Source organism: Microbacterium sp. UBA837 (assembly GCF_002296025.1).
In the GTDB taxonomy this organism is placed as follows: domain Bacteria; phylum Actinomycetota; class Actinomycetes; order Actinomycetales; family Microbacteriaceae; genus Microbacterium.
The window spans coordinates 1-15,032 of record NZ_DBHD01000202.1 but is presented as its reverse complement, the minus strand read 5'-3'; the positions used below and the strand labels follow the sequence as shown (position 1 = coordinate 15,032).

The 15,032-nt window shown below is 66.1% G+C and carries 17 protein-coding genes and 1 pseudogene; 12 read left to right on the top strand and 6 right to left on the bottom strand.

Annotated features, from left to right (window positions below):
- Positions 1-5: 5 nt before the first annotated feature.
- A complete protein-coding gene (locus B3587_RS14430; protein ID WP_292729913.1) occupies positions 6-482 on the bottom strand; it encodes a YbaK/EbsC family protein in 477 nt (158 codons plus the stop codon).
- Positions 483-546: 64 nt separating this feature from the next.
- Between B3587_RS14430 and B3587_RS14425 the strand changes: the two genes are divergently transcribed.
- Genes B3587_RS14425 through B3587_RS14410 form a run of 4 tightly spaced genes read left to right on the top strand, consistent with a single transcriptional unit; the run spans position 547 to position 2,517 of the window.
- On the top strand, positions 547-699 hold the full coding sequence (locus tag B3587_RS14425; protein WP_228176937.1) for a hypothetical protein: 153 nt from the start codon (positions 547-549) through the stop codon (positions 697-699).
- A gap of 4 nt (positions 700-703) precedes the next feature.
- Positions 704-1,507: a cation:proton antiporter gene (locus B3587_RS14420; RefSeq protein ID WP_228176936.1), complete on the top strand. Its 804-nt coding sequence runs from the start codon at positions 704-706 to the stop codon at positions 1,505-1,507.
- A gap of 60 nt (positions 1,508-1,567) precedes the next feature.
- Positions 1,568-1,708, top strand: a complete 141-nt coding sequence (locus tag B3587_RS14415; RefSeq protein ID WP_228176935.1) for a hypothetical protein — start codon at positions 1,568-1,570, stop codon at positions 1,706-1,708.
- 50 nt (positions 1,709-1,758) lie between these two features.
- Positions 1,759-2,517: a ZIP family metal transporter gene (locus B3587_RS14410; protein WP_228176934.1), complete on the top strand. Its 759-nt coding sequence runs from the start codon at positions 1,759-1,761 to the stop codon at positions 2,515-2,517.
- Positions 2,518-2,543: 26 nt separating this feature from the next.
- Here the strand turns inward: B3587_RS14410 and B3587_RS14405 are convergent, their stop codons facing one another.
- Positions 2,544-3,011, bottom strand: coding sequence for a DUF3817 domain-containing protein (locus B3587_RS14405; protein ID WP_228176933.1), 468 nt, complete (start codon positions 3,009-3,011; stop codon positions 2,544-2,546).
- Positions 3,012-3,060: 49 nt separating this feature from the next.
- Between B3587_RS14405 and B3587_RS14400 the strand changes: the two are divergent.
- From B3587_RS14400 to B3587_RS14390, 3 genes and pseudogenes are all read left to right on the top strand, one after another.
- Positions 3,061-3,462, top strand: a pseudogene (locus B3587_RS14400) (helix-turn-helix domain-containing protein); the annotation flags it as partial.
- A 5-nt stretch (positions 3,463-3,467) separates the two neighbouring features.
- Positions 3,468-3,665, top strand: coding sequence for a hypothetical protein (locus B3587_RS14395; protein WP_228177190.1), 198 nt, complete (start codon positions 3,468-3,470; stop codon positions 3,663-3,665).
- Between the two features lie 186 nt (positions 3,666-3,851).
- Complete coding sequence (locus B3587_RS14390) at positions 3,852-4,199, top strand: hypothetical protein (RefSeq protein WP_228176932.1); 348 nt, start codon at positions 3,852-3,854, stop codon at positions 4,197-4,199.
- A 2-nt stretch (positions 4,200-4,201) separates the two neighbouring features.
- Here the strand turns inward: B3587_RS14390 and B3587_RS14385 are convergent, their stop codons facing one another.
- A complete protein-coding gene (locus tag B3587_RS14385; RefSeq protein ID WP_054682923.1) occupies positions 4,202-4,573 on the bottom strand; it encodes a hypothetical protein in 372 nt (123 codons plus the stop codon).
- 196 nt (positions 4,574-4,769) lie between these two features.
- Between B3587_RS14385 and B3587_RS14380 the strand changes: the two genes are divergently transcribed.
- Together B3587_RS14380 and B3587_RS14375 are read left to right on the top strand one after the other, a co-directional pair.
- Complete coding sequence (locus B3587_RS14380; RefSeq protein WP_054682925.1) at positions 4,770-5,768, top strand: DNA-processing protein DprA; 999 nt, start codon at positions 4,770-4,772, stop codon at positions 5,766-5,768.
- Between the two features lie 66 nt (positions 5,769-5,834).
- Entirely contained in the window at positions 5,835-7,097 is a 1,263-nt protein-coding gene (locus B3587_RS14375; protein WP_054682927.1) for a helix-turn-helix domain-containing protein, read from the top strand.
- Positions 7,098-7,156: 59 nt separating this feature from the next.
- Here the strand turns inward: B3587_RS14375 and B3587_RS14370 are convergent, their stop codons facing one another.
- Entirely contained in the window at positions 7,157-9,424 is a 2,268-nt protein-coding gene (locus B3587_RS14370) for a S8 family peptidase (RefSeq protein WP_228176930.1), read from the bottom strand.
- On the opposite strand from B3587_RS14370, the gene B3587_RS14365 reads away from it, so the two are divergent.
- Complete coding sequence (locus B3587_RS14365) at positions 9,425-9,775, top strand: hypothetical protein (protein ID WP_228176929.1); 351 nt, start codon at positions 9,425-9,427, stop codon at positions 9,773-9,775.
- On the opposite strand, the gene B3587_RS14360 is transcribed toward B3587_RS14365, so the two are convergent.
- Complete coding sequence (locus tag B3587_RS14360) at positions 9,760-10,446, bottom strand: AAA family ATPase (protein ID WP_228176928.1); 687 nt, start codon at positions 10,444-10,446, stop codon at positions 9,760-9,762. The two genes, B3587_RS14365 and B3587_RS14360, sit on opposite strands and share 16 nt — an antisense overlap.
- A gap of 33 nt (positions 10,447-10,479) precedes the next feature.
- Between B3587_RS14360 and B3587_RS14355 the strand changes: the two genes are divergently transcribed.
- Positions 10,480-10,695: a hypothetical protein gene (locus B3587_RS14355; RefSeq protein WP_228176927.1), complete on the top strand. Its 216-nt coding sequence runs from the start codon at positions 10,480-10,482 to the stop codon at positions 10,693-10,695.
- A gap of 140 nt (positions 10,696-10,835) precedes the next feature.
- On the opposite strand, the gene mobF is transcribed toward B3587_RS14355, so the two are convergent.
- Positions 10,836-14,447 (bottom strand): MobF family relaxase, encoded by a 3,612-nt coding sequence (gene mobF, locus B3587_RS14350; protein WP_228176926.1) that lies wholly within the window; start codon positions 14,445-14,447, stop codon positions 10,836-10,838.
- A 238-nt stretch (positions 14,448-14,685) separates the two neighbouring features.
- Between mobF and B3587_RS14345 the strand changes: the two genes are divergently transcribed.
- Positions 14,686-15,032 (top strand): DNA cytosine methyltransferase (locus B3587_RS14345; protein ID WP_292729893.1); only part of this gene is annotated, 347 nt, incomplete at its 3' end.

Genomic DNA, 15,032 nt, shown 5'->3' with positions numbered 1-15,032 from the left:
CGTGATCAGACGACGCTGATGACCGTTCCGCCGGTGAGATCGACCAACTGCGGGAACGTCAGCGGAAACACCGTGTGCGGTGTGCCGCCGGCTGCCCAGATCTCGGGGAACGCGGCGAGGTCTTCGTCCACGATCGTCACCAGCGGCGCCGGATGCCCCGTCGGCGCGCCCCCGCCGATCGCCTGGCCCGTCGCCTGACGCACCTGGTCGGGCGTGGCTCGGATGATCGAGGTCCGACCGAGCCGGGTAGCCAACGCTTTCGTATCGACGCGGTGGGCGCCGCTGGTCATCACGAGTAGCGGCTCGCCGTCGGACCAGAAGACAAGGCTGTTGGCAATAGCCCCCACCTCGACTCCGAGCGCCTCAGCGGCGAGGGCGGCCGTGGAGGCGGCATCCGGCAGCACAACGATGTCGCCGGGGATCCCCGCCGCCCGGATCGCATCGTGGACGAGCCGGCTGCGGGCGGGAAGGTGATCGGACATGGTCTGAGCCTAGAGCCGGGTCAAGACCGTGGCGAAACCCGCTCTCTGACGACAGCGTGGATGCATGGTCATCGCGTTCGGGGTCGTGCTGCTGCTTGCCATCCTCATCTCCGGGATCGCCCACCGCACGGTGCTCTCCACGGCGGTGCTCTTCCTCATCGCGGGGTTCCTGCTGGGCGAGGGGATGCTGGGTCGCCGCCGTTCTCGCTCCGACTGACCCCGTGCTTTCCTCGGCGATCGTCGGACGCGAGGAGATTCCCTGGCGCATCCGGCACCTGCTGAGCGTCGAGTCGGGGCTGAACGACGGTCTCGCGCTGCCGGCGGTGCTCGTGTTCCTGGCGATCGTCGACGGAACCCAGACGGAGTATGGGGCGCTTGCGCTGGAGCTCGTCGGCCGGGTCGCGCTCGGCGTTGCGGTACCCCTCGTGGTGAACCTGCTGATCCGGATCAATTTCCTGCGGGCGACCCCGCTTTACGCGGCGCTGACTCCCGTCGCGATTGCGTGCATCATCTTCGGCGTCAGTTCGCTGACGGGAGCAAACCTCTACCTTGCGGCGTTCTCTGCAGGAATCACGATCGCGAGCGCCATGCCCGAGGTGCGAGACGCCTTCATCGAGTTCGGCGATTACGCAGCCGAGATCGTGAAGCTGCTCGCCCTGTTCGTGTTCGGCGCACTGATCTCGCCCGCGCTGCTCGCGGACGTCAACGGCTGGGGGTACCTCTTCGCCGTTCTCACGCTCGTGGTGGCCCGGCCCGTCGCCGTCGAGACTGCGCTCATCGGAAGCAAGCTGCCCTGGGAAGAGCGAGCGACAGCTGCGTGGTTCGGCCCGAAGGGATTCGCGTCGGTCCTGTACGGGCTCCTCGTGCTCGAGGGCGGACACCCGGACTCCGCGCACCTGTTCCACATCATCGTCGTGGCGATCTCGCTCTCGATCATCGCCCACTCGTCCACCGATGTCCCGATCGCTCGCTGGTTCGCTCGACGCGAGGCGCGCGAACGACAAGCTACGAATTCCTCGGGCTGAGCACCGGCGCACTCGCCGTATGTCCCCGCCGCGATCGTGGGCGGCGGATATCCTGTGCGGATGAGCCTTCTCGGCGGCGGATCAGGCGACGACAAGAACAAGATCACCCCCGCGCGCATCACGATCTGGGTCGTCGTCGCCGGGGTCGGCGTGTACTTGGTCGTCTCGGGCCTGGTCGGCATCCTCTCGGGCGGCAGCTGACACACGCACGGATGCCGCACCTCAGCGACCGGCATCCGTAGGCTTGCCGCGTGGGAGTGTGGCTAGCCGCGCTGAGCGGCCTGATCGGCGGCGGCGCACTGTTCGTCGGCGCCGGCGTCGCGTGGTTCGTCAAGGCGCCGCGGCTGGTCGTCCTGGCGGTCATGGCGTTCGGAGCGGGCGTGCTGATCTCGACGCTCGCGTTCGAGCTCGTGGCTGAAGCCGCTGACGGCGGCGGGATCGTGCCGACCGCTGCCGGGTTCCTCGGCGGCGCGGTCGTCTACATCGTCGCCGACTGGCTCGTCTCGCGCCCCAAGCCCGCTGCAACCAACTCCCGCAACATCGCCAAGCGCCGCGGGAACGGGAAAGCTGCACTCTCAGGCGGCGGCGCGGCGATCGCGATCGGATCGCTCATCGACGGAATCCCCGAGTCCGTCGTTATGGGACTCTCGGTGCTGCAAACAGGAGGCCTCAGCATCCCGATCGTCGCCGCGATCGCCATCAGCAACATCCCCGAGGGGCTCTCGTCCACGGCGGCCTTCAAACAGGATGGGAGCCGCGGACGCACGGTGGCTCTCCTGTGGGGTGGCATCACTGCCGCATCCGTTCTCGCAGCCGTGGTTGGATACCTGGCCCTCCAGACCGCGCCGCCCGAACTCATCGCAATCATTACCAGCGTCGCGGCGGGAGCTCTGCTCGCCATGGTCGCAAACACGATGATCCCGGAAGCATTTGAGCGCCTTCACCTCCTGACGGGGCTATGGGTGACTCTCGGATTCCTGCTCGCGTTCGTCATGCACGAACTCGGCTGACCCCTCGGCTGCGGCGCGGGCCAGCCTCAGCCCTTCCCGCCCGGCGGGCCGATGATCAGCAGGCTCACGTAGAGCACGACGACCGCGGCGGCGATGAGGATGCCGAGCACCCACGGACGGCGCAGGAACCAGCGCAGCGCGCGGTCATACCACGCCTGATCGCGCGGGTCGCCTGTCTGCTCGAGGCGCCACTGCCCGACCAGCGAACCACGCCTGTGCAGCCAGACCTCGGTGGGGATCGTCGCGTACGGAACTATCGCACTGACGAGACCGACAACCGTCGGCCATGCGCGCCATCTGTTGTTCAGCGCTACGAGGATCACCGTGGCGCCGTAGGACAGAAAGACGAAGCCATGGATGCCGCCACCGATCGTCACGGCGAGCGCCAGCTCGGGATTCACGGCCCGAATGATGAGAGCTGCGATAAGCAGGGTCCACGAAATCGCCTCGAGGATGGCCAGGGTACGGAACAGGGAGAGGGGATGACGGAACACACCTTCAGCATACCTGAAGGAACCCGAGCACCGTCGCACCTTTGATACGTTGAAGATCGTCGCCGGGCAGCTCAGCGTGACCGAGGCGGCGGAGGAGTTCGGGATCTCGCGGCGGCATCTGCATCGGCTGCTCGCCCGCTACCGGGACGAGGGTCTGGACGGGTTGGAGGCGCGTTCCCGTGCGCCGAAGTCCTCACCGCACGCGGCCACCGATCGGGTTCGGGACCGGATCGTGCAGTTGCGGGTCGCGTTGACCGCGACGGGCACCGATGCCGGACCGGTCACGATCGCCTGGCACCTGCATCAGGAGGGGTTGCGGGCACCGTCGACCTCGACGATCCGCCGGATCCTGCACGCGGCCGGGCTGATCGCCCCGGAACCCCGCAAACGCCCGCGCAGTTCGTACGTGCGGTTCGAAGCGACCCAGCCGAACGAGACCTGGCAGTCCGACTTCGCATGCACCACCTCGGAATCGGAGCCGACCACCGCGGCACCCCAGTGCTCCTGCTCGCCGACGACTCCACCGTCACCGTCGTCGCCACCCGTACCGGCGAGATCCTCGCCACCAATCAGATCGACCCCGACAAGACCTACTGGCGCAACACGATGAAAGCCCCGGCCGCTGGCCGGAGGCTTCCAACAAGTGACCTATGACGCGACTCAAGAGAGACCTATGTCGCGACTCATCACAAAGTGGACCTCCGTAGAGAGTTTGAGAACCCCTGCCCACACCTGAAAACCTTGTCTTTGCGCAGGTCACGGGGATTCTACGACCACGACCAGCGCTCCTCTGAGCCTACCGTTTCCGACTCAAGGGGGCGAGTGGTGCGATCACTTGGGATGGCTCAAACCCTCCTTCGCCCGGAGCAGGTCGACGATCTGGTAGCGCAGTACCGCGAGGGCGCAACGCTCGTGGAGCTGGCATCCGTGTTCGGCGTGAACCGCCGCACGGTCGCCACCCACCTCACCCGGCGAGAGGTGACGATCCGCCGTGGACGGTTCGATCCCTCCCGCATCCACGAAGCAGCCGACCTCTACCTCAGCGGGTTGACGCTGGTAGAGGTCGGCATCAAGGTCGGGGCGGGGCCTCAGGCTGTCCGGCGAGCGCTCGCTTCCCACGGCGTCGTGATCCGGCCTGGCGGGCGCTGTGGTTCTCGCATCACGGCATCCACTGCCGTGGGCGGTTGAGCCTAGACACGAAGAGCTGGCTCACGCAGGCTCGCTTCGACGCGCGAGTCGTGGCGCTGGTGACGACGGACCGCAGCCTCGCGCAGGCGCGCGCGGATAAGCAGAGCGACGCTCACGGGTCCCATGATGATGAACTTGAGTGCGTTCCAGCATGCCCAGAGGACAATCAGGTGGAGCCAGCCTGGGCCGCCGTCGGCTGCCGCGCCAGAGCAGATGCTGCCGATCAGGATGTACGGAAGCGCGACCAGCATCGCTGGTATCCCCCACTTGAGTCCGCGGCGGGTGCGGATGGCAGCGAGCAGTCGGTTGCTCGGCATGTAGCGGTGCAGATAGTCGCGGGTGTGAACGCTGAGCGTCCAGATAAGGCGGAACATGACGGGCCTCTCGTCACACGTGTTACTCCGTCGAGGAGGCAGAACGTGTGTGAGTGCCCGAAGGCCGTCCCGGAGGACCCGCAATATGAGGAGAACCTGCCTCACCATCCACTGTACGCCGGGGTCGCCGTTCACGGAACCCTCCGACTCCCGCGTCGCCGCGCGCACCTCTCTGTAGGAGTGAGAGGAGCCGGCGATGACGATCTTGAGCCAGATAGTCCAGGACGAGCGCACAGCACGGATGGTGCTGTCGATGCTCGTCGAACCGGACGATGCCGTCACCGGTCGCCTCCTGGGCGAGCTCGGTGCACAGGAGCTGTTTCGGATCGCCGAGGGTGATGACGCGGTGCCGGGGCTCAGCACCGTTGACGCTCAAGTGTGGCGCGCCCAGTTCCAGCGCCCAGACACTCGGACACTTGAAGAGAACCTCGTCGAAGCCGAGCGCGCCGGTACCGGCACGCTGATTCCCGGAGAGAAAGACTGGCCTTCCGCGCTCGACGATCTTGGCGACCGGCGGCCGTACGTCCTCTGGACTCGTGGCATGACCTCGTTTCTCGCGCGACCGCTCAACGATCTCGTCACGATCACCGGCGCGAGGGCCTCGACATCCTACGGCGAGCAGGTGGCCGGGCAGCTTGCCTCCGACCTCGCCTGCGCTGAGCGGATCATCGTGGCCGGAGGTGCCTACGGCATCGAAGGTGCTGCCCATCGCGCGGCGCTCGCGGCCGGTGGCGATACCATCGCAGTCCTTGCGAACGGAGTTGATCGCGCGTATCCGGCGGGCCACAGCGAGCTGCTCGGTCGTGTCGCTGATGACGGTCTGCTGGTCAGCGAAGTCGCACCCGGCGCAACGCCGACCCGCCATCGGTTCATCGCCCGTGCACGGTTGATGGCCGCACTGTCCACAGCAACGGTCGTGGTTGAGGCCGGCGCGCGATCGGGATCGATGAAGGTCGCGCAGGAAGCGCACCAACTCGGTCGCTCCCTCGGTGCCGTCCCCGGCCCCGTCACCAGCGCGACGAGTGTCGGGCCGCACCGGCTTCTGCACAGTGGGGAGGCCCGGTTGGTGGCCGGCTCGACCGACCTCGAACAGATGATCAGGCAGCCGGTAGGCAGCAGGGGTTCCGTTGCGGCGGTGCGAAGCCGACCTGCTCCCAGCGCCTCGCGTGATGCGCGAAGCGTCGTTGAGATGTGACAGCAAAGCTCTAAACCTGGGCTGCTCCCTCCCCGCGTTGTCGGTGGCCATCCCTACGCTTGTCATATGAGCTTCACTGCCCTCCACCGCGTTCTCGGTCGCGGCCCCGGTCCGTTGACGGACGAACTGCTCGATTCGGCTGTCGCGGCTGGTGCGACGGAGTCCGACGACCTGGACTGGAAGTCGGAGCTTCCACCTCAGAAGGGATTGCCGCAGACCGACTTCCCGAAAGACGTTGCGGCCATGGCGAACAGTGGGGGTGGCGTCATCGTCTTCGGCGTGCACGAGTCACAGAAGGCGGCGACCGGGCGTACCGACGTTGGCGACTTTGACGAGGGGTACGAGCGCTCCCTTCGCAGCGCGGCGATCACCGCGATCACGCCGCCTGTGTTCGGCCTGAACGTGTTTCGGCTGGGCTCGGCGGAAGGCGAGCGTGCCGTCATCGTTGAGGTGCCAGCCAGCGTCGATGGTCCGCATCTGATCTATAGGGGCGACTACTTCGGTGCACCCGTTCGGAACGATGCGGACACGGTGTGGATGAAGGAGCGTCAGATCGAGGCGATGTACCGTGCGCGCTTCGACGAGCGCCGCCACGCCACCGAAGTTCTGGACACGTTGTATGCGGAAGCAGCAGCCGGGCGAGATTCAGAGACGCGCGCCTGGCTGGTAGCAGTTGCCCACCCACGCCTCCCACGCGTCGGAAGTCGGCTCACGCGCGATGAAGCCCGTGAGATCCTCGCAAAGGCTGAGAGCCTTGCGCTCTTTTACGCGGGCCGCGGTGGCATTCACCCACTGGAGAGCGTCGACCGTCACAACCCGCGACCAGGCCTTCGTCGATGGGTGGCCGTGAACAGTGCGGCAGGTGAAGGCTCGGCGTGGAAGGAGGCCTGGGCGAGCATTCACCACGATGGATCAGTCACGATCGCAGCGGCCGTTGGGGGCCACCGCATGAGCAGCGACGGCTACTTCGATGGCTGGCAGGTCCAGTCCGCAGCCATCGAATGCGCGATGGCGGACCTCATGGCGCTGGTGCGCAAGACAGCGGAAGCGACAGGCGGCGGTGAGTACGACATCCGCGTCGGGATCGACTTCACTGGCGATCATCCGCTGACCATCTCAACGATCGACAACTTCGGCTATCACTACGACGGAGCCTCAGTCCCACTTCACCTGTACACGCCAGTCGAGTTCACGGTTAACGCGTCCGAGGCAGACTTGGACTTCTACTGGCACGTCCATGACCTCGCCCAGGACTGCGTGAACCAAGGCGGCATCTCGAACGTGCTGATGATCCAGCCGCCTGACCGCGATGCGCAGGAGACTGCTTGACGCGCACTGCCCTGTGGCCAGCACCAGTGGTCGAGCCAGACGGTGGTAGAAAACGGGGTCTACGGTCGAATGCGGCCCTGGACGCGCGCGCGTGCGCGTAGCCTGTCACGGACCTCTTCATGGATGGTGTTGGAGGTCTGCTCCGCGGTCTCGGCGGAGACAACCAGCGCATATCGGATCGTGTTGCCTGCACGGAGTCGCTGGGCGTCGTCCATGCACTCGACATGAATCGGGAAGCTGTCTCCATCAACGAAAGACATGGCGCGAGAGCCCTGCACAATCTCGTGCTGAAGGCTTCCCCTCCGAACCGCGTTGTGCTCTGCATCGGAACGCTCGCCGCCTGCGAGGCTCGTGTCGGGTGTACTGAAGTAGACCTTCGCGCTGCGGTACCGAGTGAGCTGGCCGACCGTCGGAGCCATGAATGCCAGCGTGATGGTGAAGCGGTGCCATTCCGCTTTCGCTCGAAGCGAGGGAGGCAGTGGGAATCCGTAAGTATGGCGCTCGTTCCGTGCGATTTGACCGCCCGCGACGAGGACGGCTCGGTTGGACGCGGCTTCGCCGAGTCTGCTGAGGTCGAGGCGACCGTAGCCGAGCAGAGCCGTCAACTGCCGCCGAGCATCCTGGCCATTGAGACCAAGATCGTTGCGCAGGCTGTTCTCCCAAGCGCCCCAACTGCTTGCATGGGCAAGGAGAGCGCGCACGAGCAGCGGGTGGTATTGCGGATCAGGAAGCGGTGCGTCTTCGGGATCGCGGTTATCAGACTCAAGGAGGTCAAACAGCCTGCTGGCTTCACGGGTGACGAGCGCCGTCGCGTTACTGGTGCCGTTCGTGAACACCGTGCTGTTGGTAGCACCCCCGCGTCCCGGAGCGGCCACCTGCAAGCCGGGTCCCGTCGCGGCGGTGCGAGCCAGGCCGACGGCAACGTCAGTCTGACCGGGCAGCACGATGGGGCGCGTGTAGAGGGCGCGGCCTCCGGAGTGATGAAGGTCCGGCTTGACCGACCGATCGACACCGGGCCCAACCGACCCGTAGTGTGCGGGAGCGTCCGGGTTGGTGATATCCCACACCGTATCTGGAACTGCGATCTCGCCGAGGCCGTCTGAGTGCGTGGCACCGACGGTGAGGGCGTTCAGTGCATCGCCAGGCGGAAGGATGCCGCGTAGCAGCGCCGTCTCGAAGCCGACCCGCATTGCAGCCAGGCGAGCGGCGTCAGTGTCGTGCGCGGCATCGGCGGGGATCGTGAACTCGTCGGTGTGGTTACCCGCACTGACGACGAACAGCAGATTGTACGAGTGGGCGAGCCAGTCCAGCAGGCGCCCAACGGGGCTCATTCGACGCGTGAGTGCTCGTGTCTGTGCGCCTATGGAGAGGTTCACAACCCGGACGCTCGGCGCTGCGGCAGGCTGGTTCCCCTCGCCCTTCACAATCCGTCTGATCGCACGATGAAGGACGTCGGGGAGCAGACGATTCGGGACTACCTGCTCGTGCCCAGGCATGAACTCATGGGGCTGCAGGATCGGGCGCACGTAGAGAGGACGATCAAGCGCGGGACCGCCATCAGTGAGGTCGCCGTGAATGATGAGTGACGCCATGGCGGTTCCGTGGTGGCGAGCCGCGACGGGGTAGTTCTCACCAAGCCCATCAGGGTCATCGATCGAGAGCCGGCCTTGGAGCGTGTCGTGGTTGGTGAACGGCAGCCCGTCGAGCAGCGCGATCCGAGGCTTGCCTTCGACTCTGTCGCTGCGAGCAAGGTTGGTTTGAGTAACTGGCTCAAGAGTCCCTGGTGCAACGCTCATCGGGGTGAAGGGGCTGACGAACATGACGTCATCAGTCGTGAGAAGCCGAATGGCCGAAGCTCCGTTGGTCAACACGGACTGGACCTGCTGGATCGGGAGTTCAGCCAGGAGCGCGTGGTACTCGATCTCTCCGATCTGCGAGCGATCCAAGACTCGACCGGCGCTGGAAGTGATGACTTCCTCGACGTGCGCCTCGGCAGCCGCACGCTGGGCGGCATCACGCCTGTGCCAGAGCTCGACTTCGACGAGGACGGTGCTGACTGACTGACCGACCATGCTGAGAGTCTCTTCCCAGCGCTCTCGTAGACCAGTCTCACGGATGCGGTCCTCAGCGCCCCACCGACGTATCGCTGTCAGTTGCTGGAAGGCCGTCTTGAACTTGCCTAGCCCGTGCTCGAACGACGCGGACGGGTCGGCCTGCCATTGAGCGAAGAGCCGGAGTAGTTCGTCGATCGCCTTGGTGTTGGACATGACCAAGTACAGCGAGTGCGTGACGCGCTTGTCTGTCCGTCCAGCTTCACGCTCCGTCATGTGGAAATCGTCGTCGGGGTCAGATTGATCCCCGAGAAGCTCCGACAGAAACTCCAGGCCATCGATCCGGTTGATTGCGTTGCGGAAGTCCTTGACGCTTCCCGCCAGATCAAATACGACCACGAGTGCGGGGTCAATCTCCTCTGGGGTGTCGGCGCTCAGACGGGCACGTTCGGCTTCGAAAGCTGCGGCCAAGTCCTTGAACTGAGGAGTCAGTCGTTCACCTTGTCGCCCAGCGCCCGGCTTTGCCAGACGTGGAAGATCACGCGGCGTCTGGGTTGGCCGCGCCACAACCTCCGCCGGCCCGAACGCAAGGAGCGGTTTGCGCTCAACCGTCACCCTGCCGCCTGACCTCGGCGGTGTTCAAGCCGTTCTAGCACTATCCGGCGGATGTTGTCATCCGGGAGTTCCAGCACCGCGCGGCGGCGCACATCAAGTGCGAACTCTTCCAACTCGGCGAAGCTCGCCCCGGCCAACTTGTCGGCGAGGGTACGAGGAGCGAAACCGAGGTCGCCTCCGAGGCGTTCAGCAAGACGTTCGAGGAATCTCGTCGCCTGTGCGCGGCTAGGAGGTCCCAACTCCGTCCGAATCTGGAACCGTCGCCATGCCGCCCGATCCAGCAGCTCGCCGTGGTTGGTTGCGCCAACGAAGATCACGTGGGGTGGCAGTCTGTCGATTTGGAGCAGCAGTGTCGAAACCACCCGCTTGATCTCGCCGGTCTCGTGCTCGTCTGCTCGTTCCTTGGCGATGGTGTCCAGTTCGTCGAAGAACAACACGCAACGGCGGGTCCGCGCGAACTCAAACGCGTTGTCCAGCCGTGCGGCCGTTTCGCCGAGGAAACTCGACATGACTCCCTCGTAGCGGATCACGTAGAAGGGAAGCATCAGTTCTGCCGCGATCGCTTCCGCCACGCTCGTCTTGCCGTTTCCAGGCGGGCCAGACAGCAGAAGTCGGTTGCGCGGCTCAATACCGTAACTACGCAGAAGCTCGGCGCGCTTCTGCTCCTCGATCAGTTCGGTCACGACTCGTTGCGGGACCGGCGCAAGTTCGAGTTCATGCAGCCGACGGTTCGGTACGACCTCATGCACGAGATCGCGGATCGCTGCTGCTCGGTCGTCGCGGACGGGTCCCTGTCCCGTCGTCGTGATGAGTTGCGAGAGCCGATCGGCGAGAAGATGATGCTGGTTGGCGCGTTCTTCGGCGATGACGGACTCAACCAGCACCTTGAAGCGTTCCCGATCGCCGCGGCGTTCGGCCTCGACGAGGTCTAGGAGTAGATCAGCGCGCGCCATCGCCCCGCCTCCTTCAGCCGTGTGTCGTCATGTGGGTTTAAGTCTACTGTCGTGTGGCTCTGAGGCTACTTGGCCGCGCCGACATTCGCGGGTCCGCACCCCTGGGGTCGACACTGGCACTACATTGCCCGCGACGGCCCACCTCTCGACGGGCTTCGAGCTGCGTGAGCATCATCCACGGTTTCAGCGGCCACTCGCACTCGGTCGAGGGCTGCCCGCGCCCGCGCAGCGTCGATCTTCTGGACCGCCGACTCGGGTGGCGCGCCGAGGGGCGTGTCGTCGGTGACGCGGTAACGATCGCGGTAGGCGGCGATCACGCGCGCGGACTTGCGCCAGGCCGCAGCCCGTCGCGGTTCGGTGGGCCGCGTGCCGAGTGCCTTCGTCCACGGCACGCTCTCGGCCAGCGCGCCGTCGAGTACGGCGTCGGCGCGTGCCGCGATGAGCTCCTCTCGCTCGTCGAGAGCCGCTCGCATCTCAACATCGATGACGCCGTGCGCCTGTGGGATGAGGCCGGCGATAAGTCGCGTTGGCTTGCGGGTCCGGCCCGAGCCTGCGGGGCGGCCGGTCGCCCGCTCGACCCGGTAGTGCAGGACGGCGGCGATGTCGTCGGCGTCATCGAATCCTCGCGCGGCCACGAGGCGCGGCAAGAGCGCATCAAGGTTGTGATGGTTGGCCTCGGCGCGGCGAAGTTCAGCGGCAAGGGGGCCGAACGCCTCGGACTCGATGGCGCTCTCGGCCTGTTCGTCGGAGAGCCCGGAGCAGCGGATGAGGGCAGCCCAGCGGTCATGCTGGGCTGCGGCGGCGATGGTCTCGTACTCGGCGGCGAGCTGGGCGATCGAGCCCCACTGTTCCTGCTCGGCGACGATGGTCTCGTGCGCCGAGAGTTCGGCCCCGCTGTGCTGGAGAACGCCGTACAGCACGCTTCGCGCGGTGGCATGCGGGTCGTCGCCAGGGTGCAGCTGGGCATGGTCGTCGGCGCGGTCGAGAGTCACGTAGGCGTGGTTCGCGTGCCGCCCTCGGGTCATAGCGACGTAGAAGGTCTCCCTCGTCGAGGTCGGTTCGACCAACACGTGCGTACTGTCGGTCGTGATGCCTTGGGCGCGGTAGGCGGTGACTGCGTAACCGAGATCGACATGCTCGGCCACATACGAGGCCGGGAGGACGATGCTGCCGCCGAACCTGCGCCCACGCCTGCGAGCCTTGATGGTTCCGTCGTCGCCGACGGTGGTGCCGGTTCCGTAGTCGCGTGCGATGGTGATGGTCCCGTCGTCGCCGACGGCGGTGACGGTCCAGATGTCGCCGTTGCGTACCCAGTCCCGCCCGACCAGGGTGCGCAGTTCGCGCTTGTTGAGTCGCGTGATGATGGTGTCGCCGACGCCAGCGGCGGTGCCGTCGCGCAGCTCGACTTCGCGGTCGGGATTCAGAGTCTTGTTGAGGATCAGGTCGGCGCGGGCGCGACCGTTCAGCGCGGTCACGTCGTCGTGGGTTTCAGCGATCAGCACAGAAACGAGTCCCGCGTCGCGGTCGGCGCGCCATGCGTTGTAAGCCGCGTCGGTCATGGCCTCGGCGTCGCCATCGGCGATGCGCTGGTGGGCGAGGTAAGTGTCGATAGCCGCTGTGCGCCCGTGACGCAGCTCGAGTGAGGCGGTCTTCTCCCAGGCATGGGTGAAGCGGTGAACGTCGACCAGTTCGGGAGTGTCGGCCCGGTCTCTAGCGATCATCGCGAACGCGCCGCCGGCATCTACGGATTGCAGTTGGGCGTAGTCGCCGACAAGCAGCACCTTCGCGCCAGCGTCTTGGGCGAGGTGGGTGATGCGGTCCAGTGACAGGGTGCCGGCGAGGGAGGCTTCGTCGATGATGACGAGCTGGCCTGCCTCGAACGCGGTGCCGTGGATCAGGTGGTTCTGCCACCACTTCGCAGTGTTCTCCGTCGCGATTCCGAGGTCGTCGGCGAGGACCTGTGCGGCGACCGCTGACGGCGCGAGCCCGACGACGGAACCGGAGCCGTGCTGGGCTTCCCAGGCGCGGCGGAGCGCGTTCATTGCGGTGGTCTTGCCCGCACCGGCAGGACCGACCAGCACGTCGAGCATCCGACCCGACACCGCGATCCGGGTCAGGGCGTCGGCTTGGTCGTCGCCGAGCATCCGACCGTCCGCATCGGGACTGCGCGTGATCTTCTCGACCGTGGCAAGCGTCACCGTCGACCCGCCGAGGTTGGCTGCTCGTTCGAGAAGTCTGTCCTCGGCCGCGAGCTGGGACTCGGAGGTGAACACGGTCGAGCTCTTCGGTCGGAACACCGAGGTGCCGTCGGTCCGACGGAACACGACGGGCGAGGCGCCGAGTTCGGGCGGGGTCAAGCGAAGCGAAGCGAACTCGGCGGCATCGGCAACCATGGCGACGATGGCTTCCCGGTCGTGCATGGTGGCGAAGCGCCAGCCCATCGTCTGCCGGGATGCCTCGGCCATGAGATTCCAGCGTCGCCAGGTCGAGCGCTTCTCACCGACCACCTCGACGACCGAACGCCCAATCTCGCCAATGACAATGAGCGGTACGTCGTCGGCACGCAGCAGGAGCGGCTTGTCGTTGTCGGTCACCTCGCGCGCCCACGTCGTCGCATCCCGCCCCAACGACTTCGTGGCGCGCTCCCGCCATTCGACGGTGAGGTCAGCCAAGGACCGAACCTGCTTCTCGGGCCGAGTCGCGAGTGTGGCTTGAGCTCGCAATTTCATGATCGCCGCTGGTGTCGGGCGTCGTCCGTGCGCTGCAACGTACTTGGCGATGAGGCGATCGGTCTCGGCGTTGATGTGACGCGCGCGGGTAGAGAACTCGGCGATCAGTTCATCGGGCACTCCAGTGATCGCCCATGCAGGGTTGTGGTCGCGGCCCATCTCTCGGGCCTCCCATGAGACGCCGAAGGTGCGCGTCATGTGGTCGGCGAACACGGCTTCGTGGAGTTCGGAGAGCGCGACGACGGCGGTGTGCATGGGTCTGCCGTCGAGCGAGCGCCACTTCCCATCGAGGACGGTCTTGGCCTTGTTGCTGATGACGACGTGCGTGTGGAGGTGGGGGTCGCCGGCGCGGGAGTCGAAGTGATCGAAGGCGGTCGCGATGAGCCCGGTGACATCGACCTGCGCAACCGCGCCGTCTCCGGCGGTTGCGCCCGTGCGCGTGGCTGCAACCTCGCGTTCCATGAACGCAACCACCTCCGCAACCGCGCGATGATGCGCCTCGGCGATGAGTGCCTGGACCCCGGCGTCGGCGACTGCCCACAACACGCTCGCGGACTTCGGGATCGAGAAGGTGAAGTCGAAGCCCGCCACAGCACGCCGTGTACTTCGGGCTGTCTCCTCGGCAACGATCTGCGCGACGGCCTCTCCCTTGGCGCCGGGGGTCATCGTCGGTTCGAGGTCAGCGATCCGCGCTTCGATTCGCTGCTCCTGGCTCTTGTATGCCGCGAAGCCCAGGCCGAGCTTGTCGCCGGTGATCGGATCACAGCCTGTGCCCATCAGGAGCTGGAGTTGGTGTTCCGATACTCGGTCGCCCACCTGAATCTCGCCCTTGCCGAGGGCCGCTACGCCCGCGCCGAGCCAGCGACCAGGCGGGGTGCCGTCCTCCATGTAGTAGCGGGTAAGCGGCGTCGAGAGCGGTCGGTCTCCGTCGGCTGCCACGACGGTCTTGAGCAGGTACTTGTAGCCGTCACCTGCCGACATCACGCGCATCGAAACCGTCATGCCCACCTCCGCTCCTGCCGGGCAGGTGAGCACCCGCACCCGGTGACTTCTGAAGCGGCAATGCCCGACTCAACCTCGACCTGCAAGAGGCGTGTGACCTCGGATGGCGGTCGGAGCCGAGGCCGGAGATGGAGGCATCGGGCGGCGGCAAGCGGGGGCTCGGTTGAGCAGCGGGCGCGTGTCGGAGTCGTGCACCTGACAGGTGACCAGCTCGGCATCAGTTCTCGATGAGGCACGGATGCCGGGGACGTCCGTCGCCGGAGCAGACTTCATGCACGACCTCGACGCCAGCGGCGGCTTCCCATGCCAAGACGTGTCCACCGTCGGCAAGCGCGCCGGCCTCGCGCCAGGTACGCGCTCGGGGCTCTGGGCGCACATGGCCGCAGCCATCGACGCGCTCCAGCCCGAGTGGGTCGTCATCGAGAACGTCCGCGGGCTGCTGTCCTCACCCGCGACACGGCCACCCGCAGAAGGAGACGACCATGAACGACGCAACCCAGGTGGGCTGACCCCGTTTCGTAGGTCCAGTCGTTATGAGAGTCGTCCTGTTGTCCGCGGTCGCGGGCAGGGAGACTGGTCAGATCA

Coding starts and splice junctions, on each gene's coding strand:
- B3587_RS14430 (WP_292729913.1), bottom strand. CDS start 482: ATGTCCGATCACCTTCCCGCCCGCAGCCGGCTCGTCCACGATGCGATC.
- B3587_RS14425 (WP_228176937.1), top strand. CDS start 547: ATGGTCATCGCGTTCGGGGTCGTGCTGCTGCTTGCCATCCTCATCTCC.
- B3587_RS14415 (WP_228176935.1), top strand. CDS start 1,568: ATGAGCCTTCTCGGCGGCGGATCAGGCGACGACAAGAACAAGATCACC.
- B3587_RS14395 (WP_228177190.1), top strand. CDS start 3,468: ATGCACCACCTCGGAATCGGAGCCGACCACCGCGGCACCCCAGTGCTC.
- B3587_RS14390 (WP_228176932.1), top strand. CDS start 3,852: ATGGCTCAAACCCTCCTTCGCCCGGAGCAGGTCGACGATCTGGTAGCG.
- B3587_RS14385 (WP_054682923.1), bottom strand. CDS start 4,573: ATGTTCCGCCTTATCTGGACGCTCAGCGTTCACACCCGCGACTATCTG.
- B3587_RS14380 (WP_054682925.1), top strand. CDS start 4,770: ATGACGATCTTGAGCCAGATAGTCCAGGACGAGCGCACAGCACGGATG.
- B3587_RS14375 (WP_054682927.1), top strand. CDS start 5,835: ATGAGCTTCACTGCCCTCCACCGCGTTCTCGGTCGCGGCCCCGGTCCG.
- B3587_RS14370 (WP_228176930.1), bottom strand. CDS start 9,424: ATGACGGAGCGTGAAGCTGGACGGACAGACAAGCGCGTCACGCACTCG.
- B3587_RS14355 (WP_228176927.1), top strand. CDS start 10,480: ATGCAGCCGACGGTTCGGTACGACCTCATGCACGAGATCGCGGATCGC.
- mobF (WP_228176926.1), bottom strand. CDS start 14,447: ATGACGGTTTCGATGCGCGTGATGTCGGCAGGTGACGGCTACAAGTAC.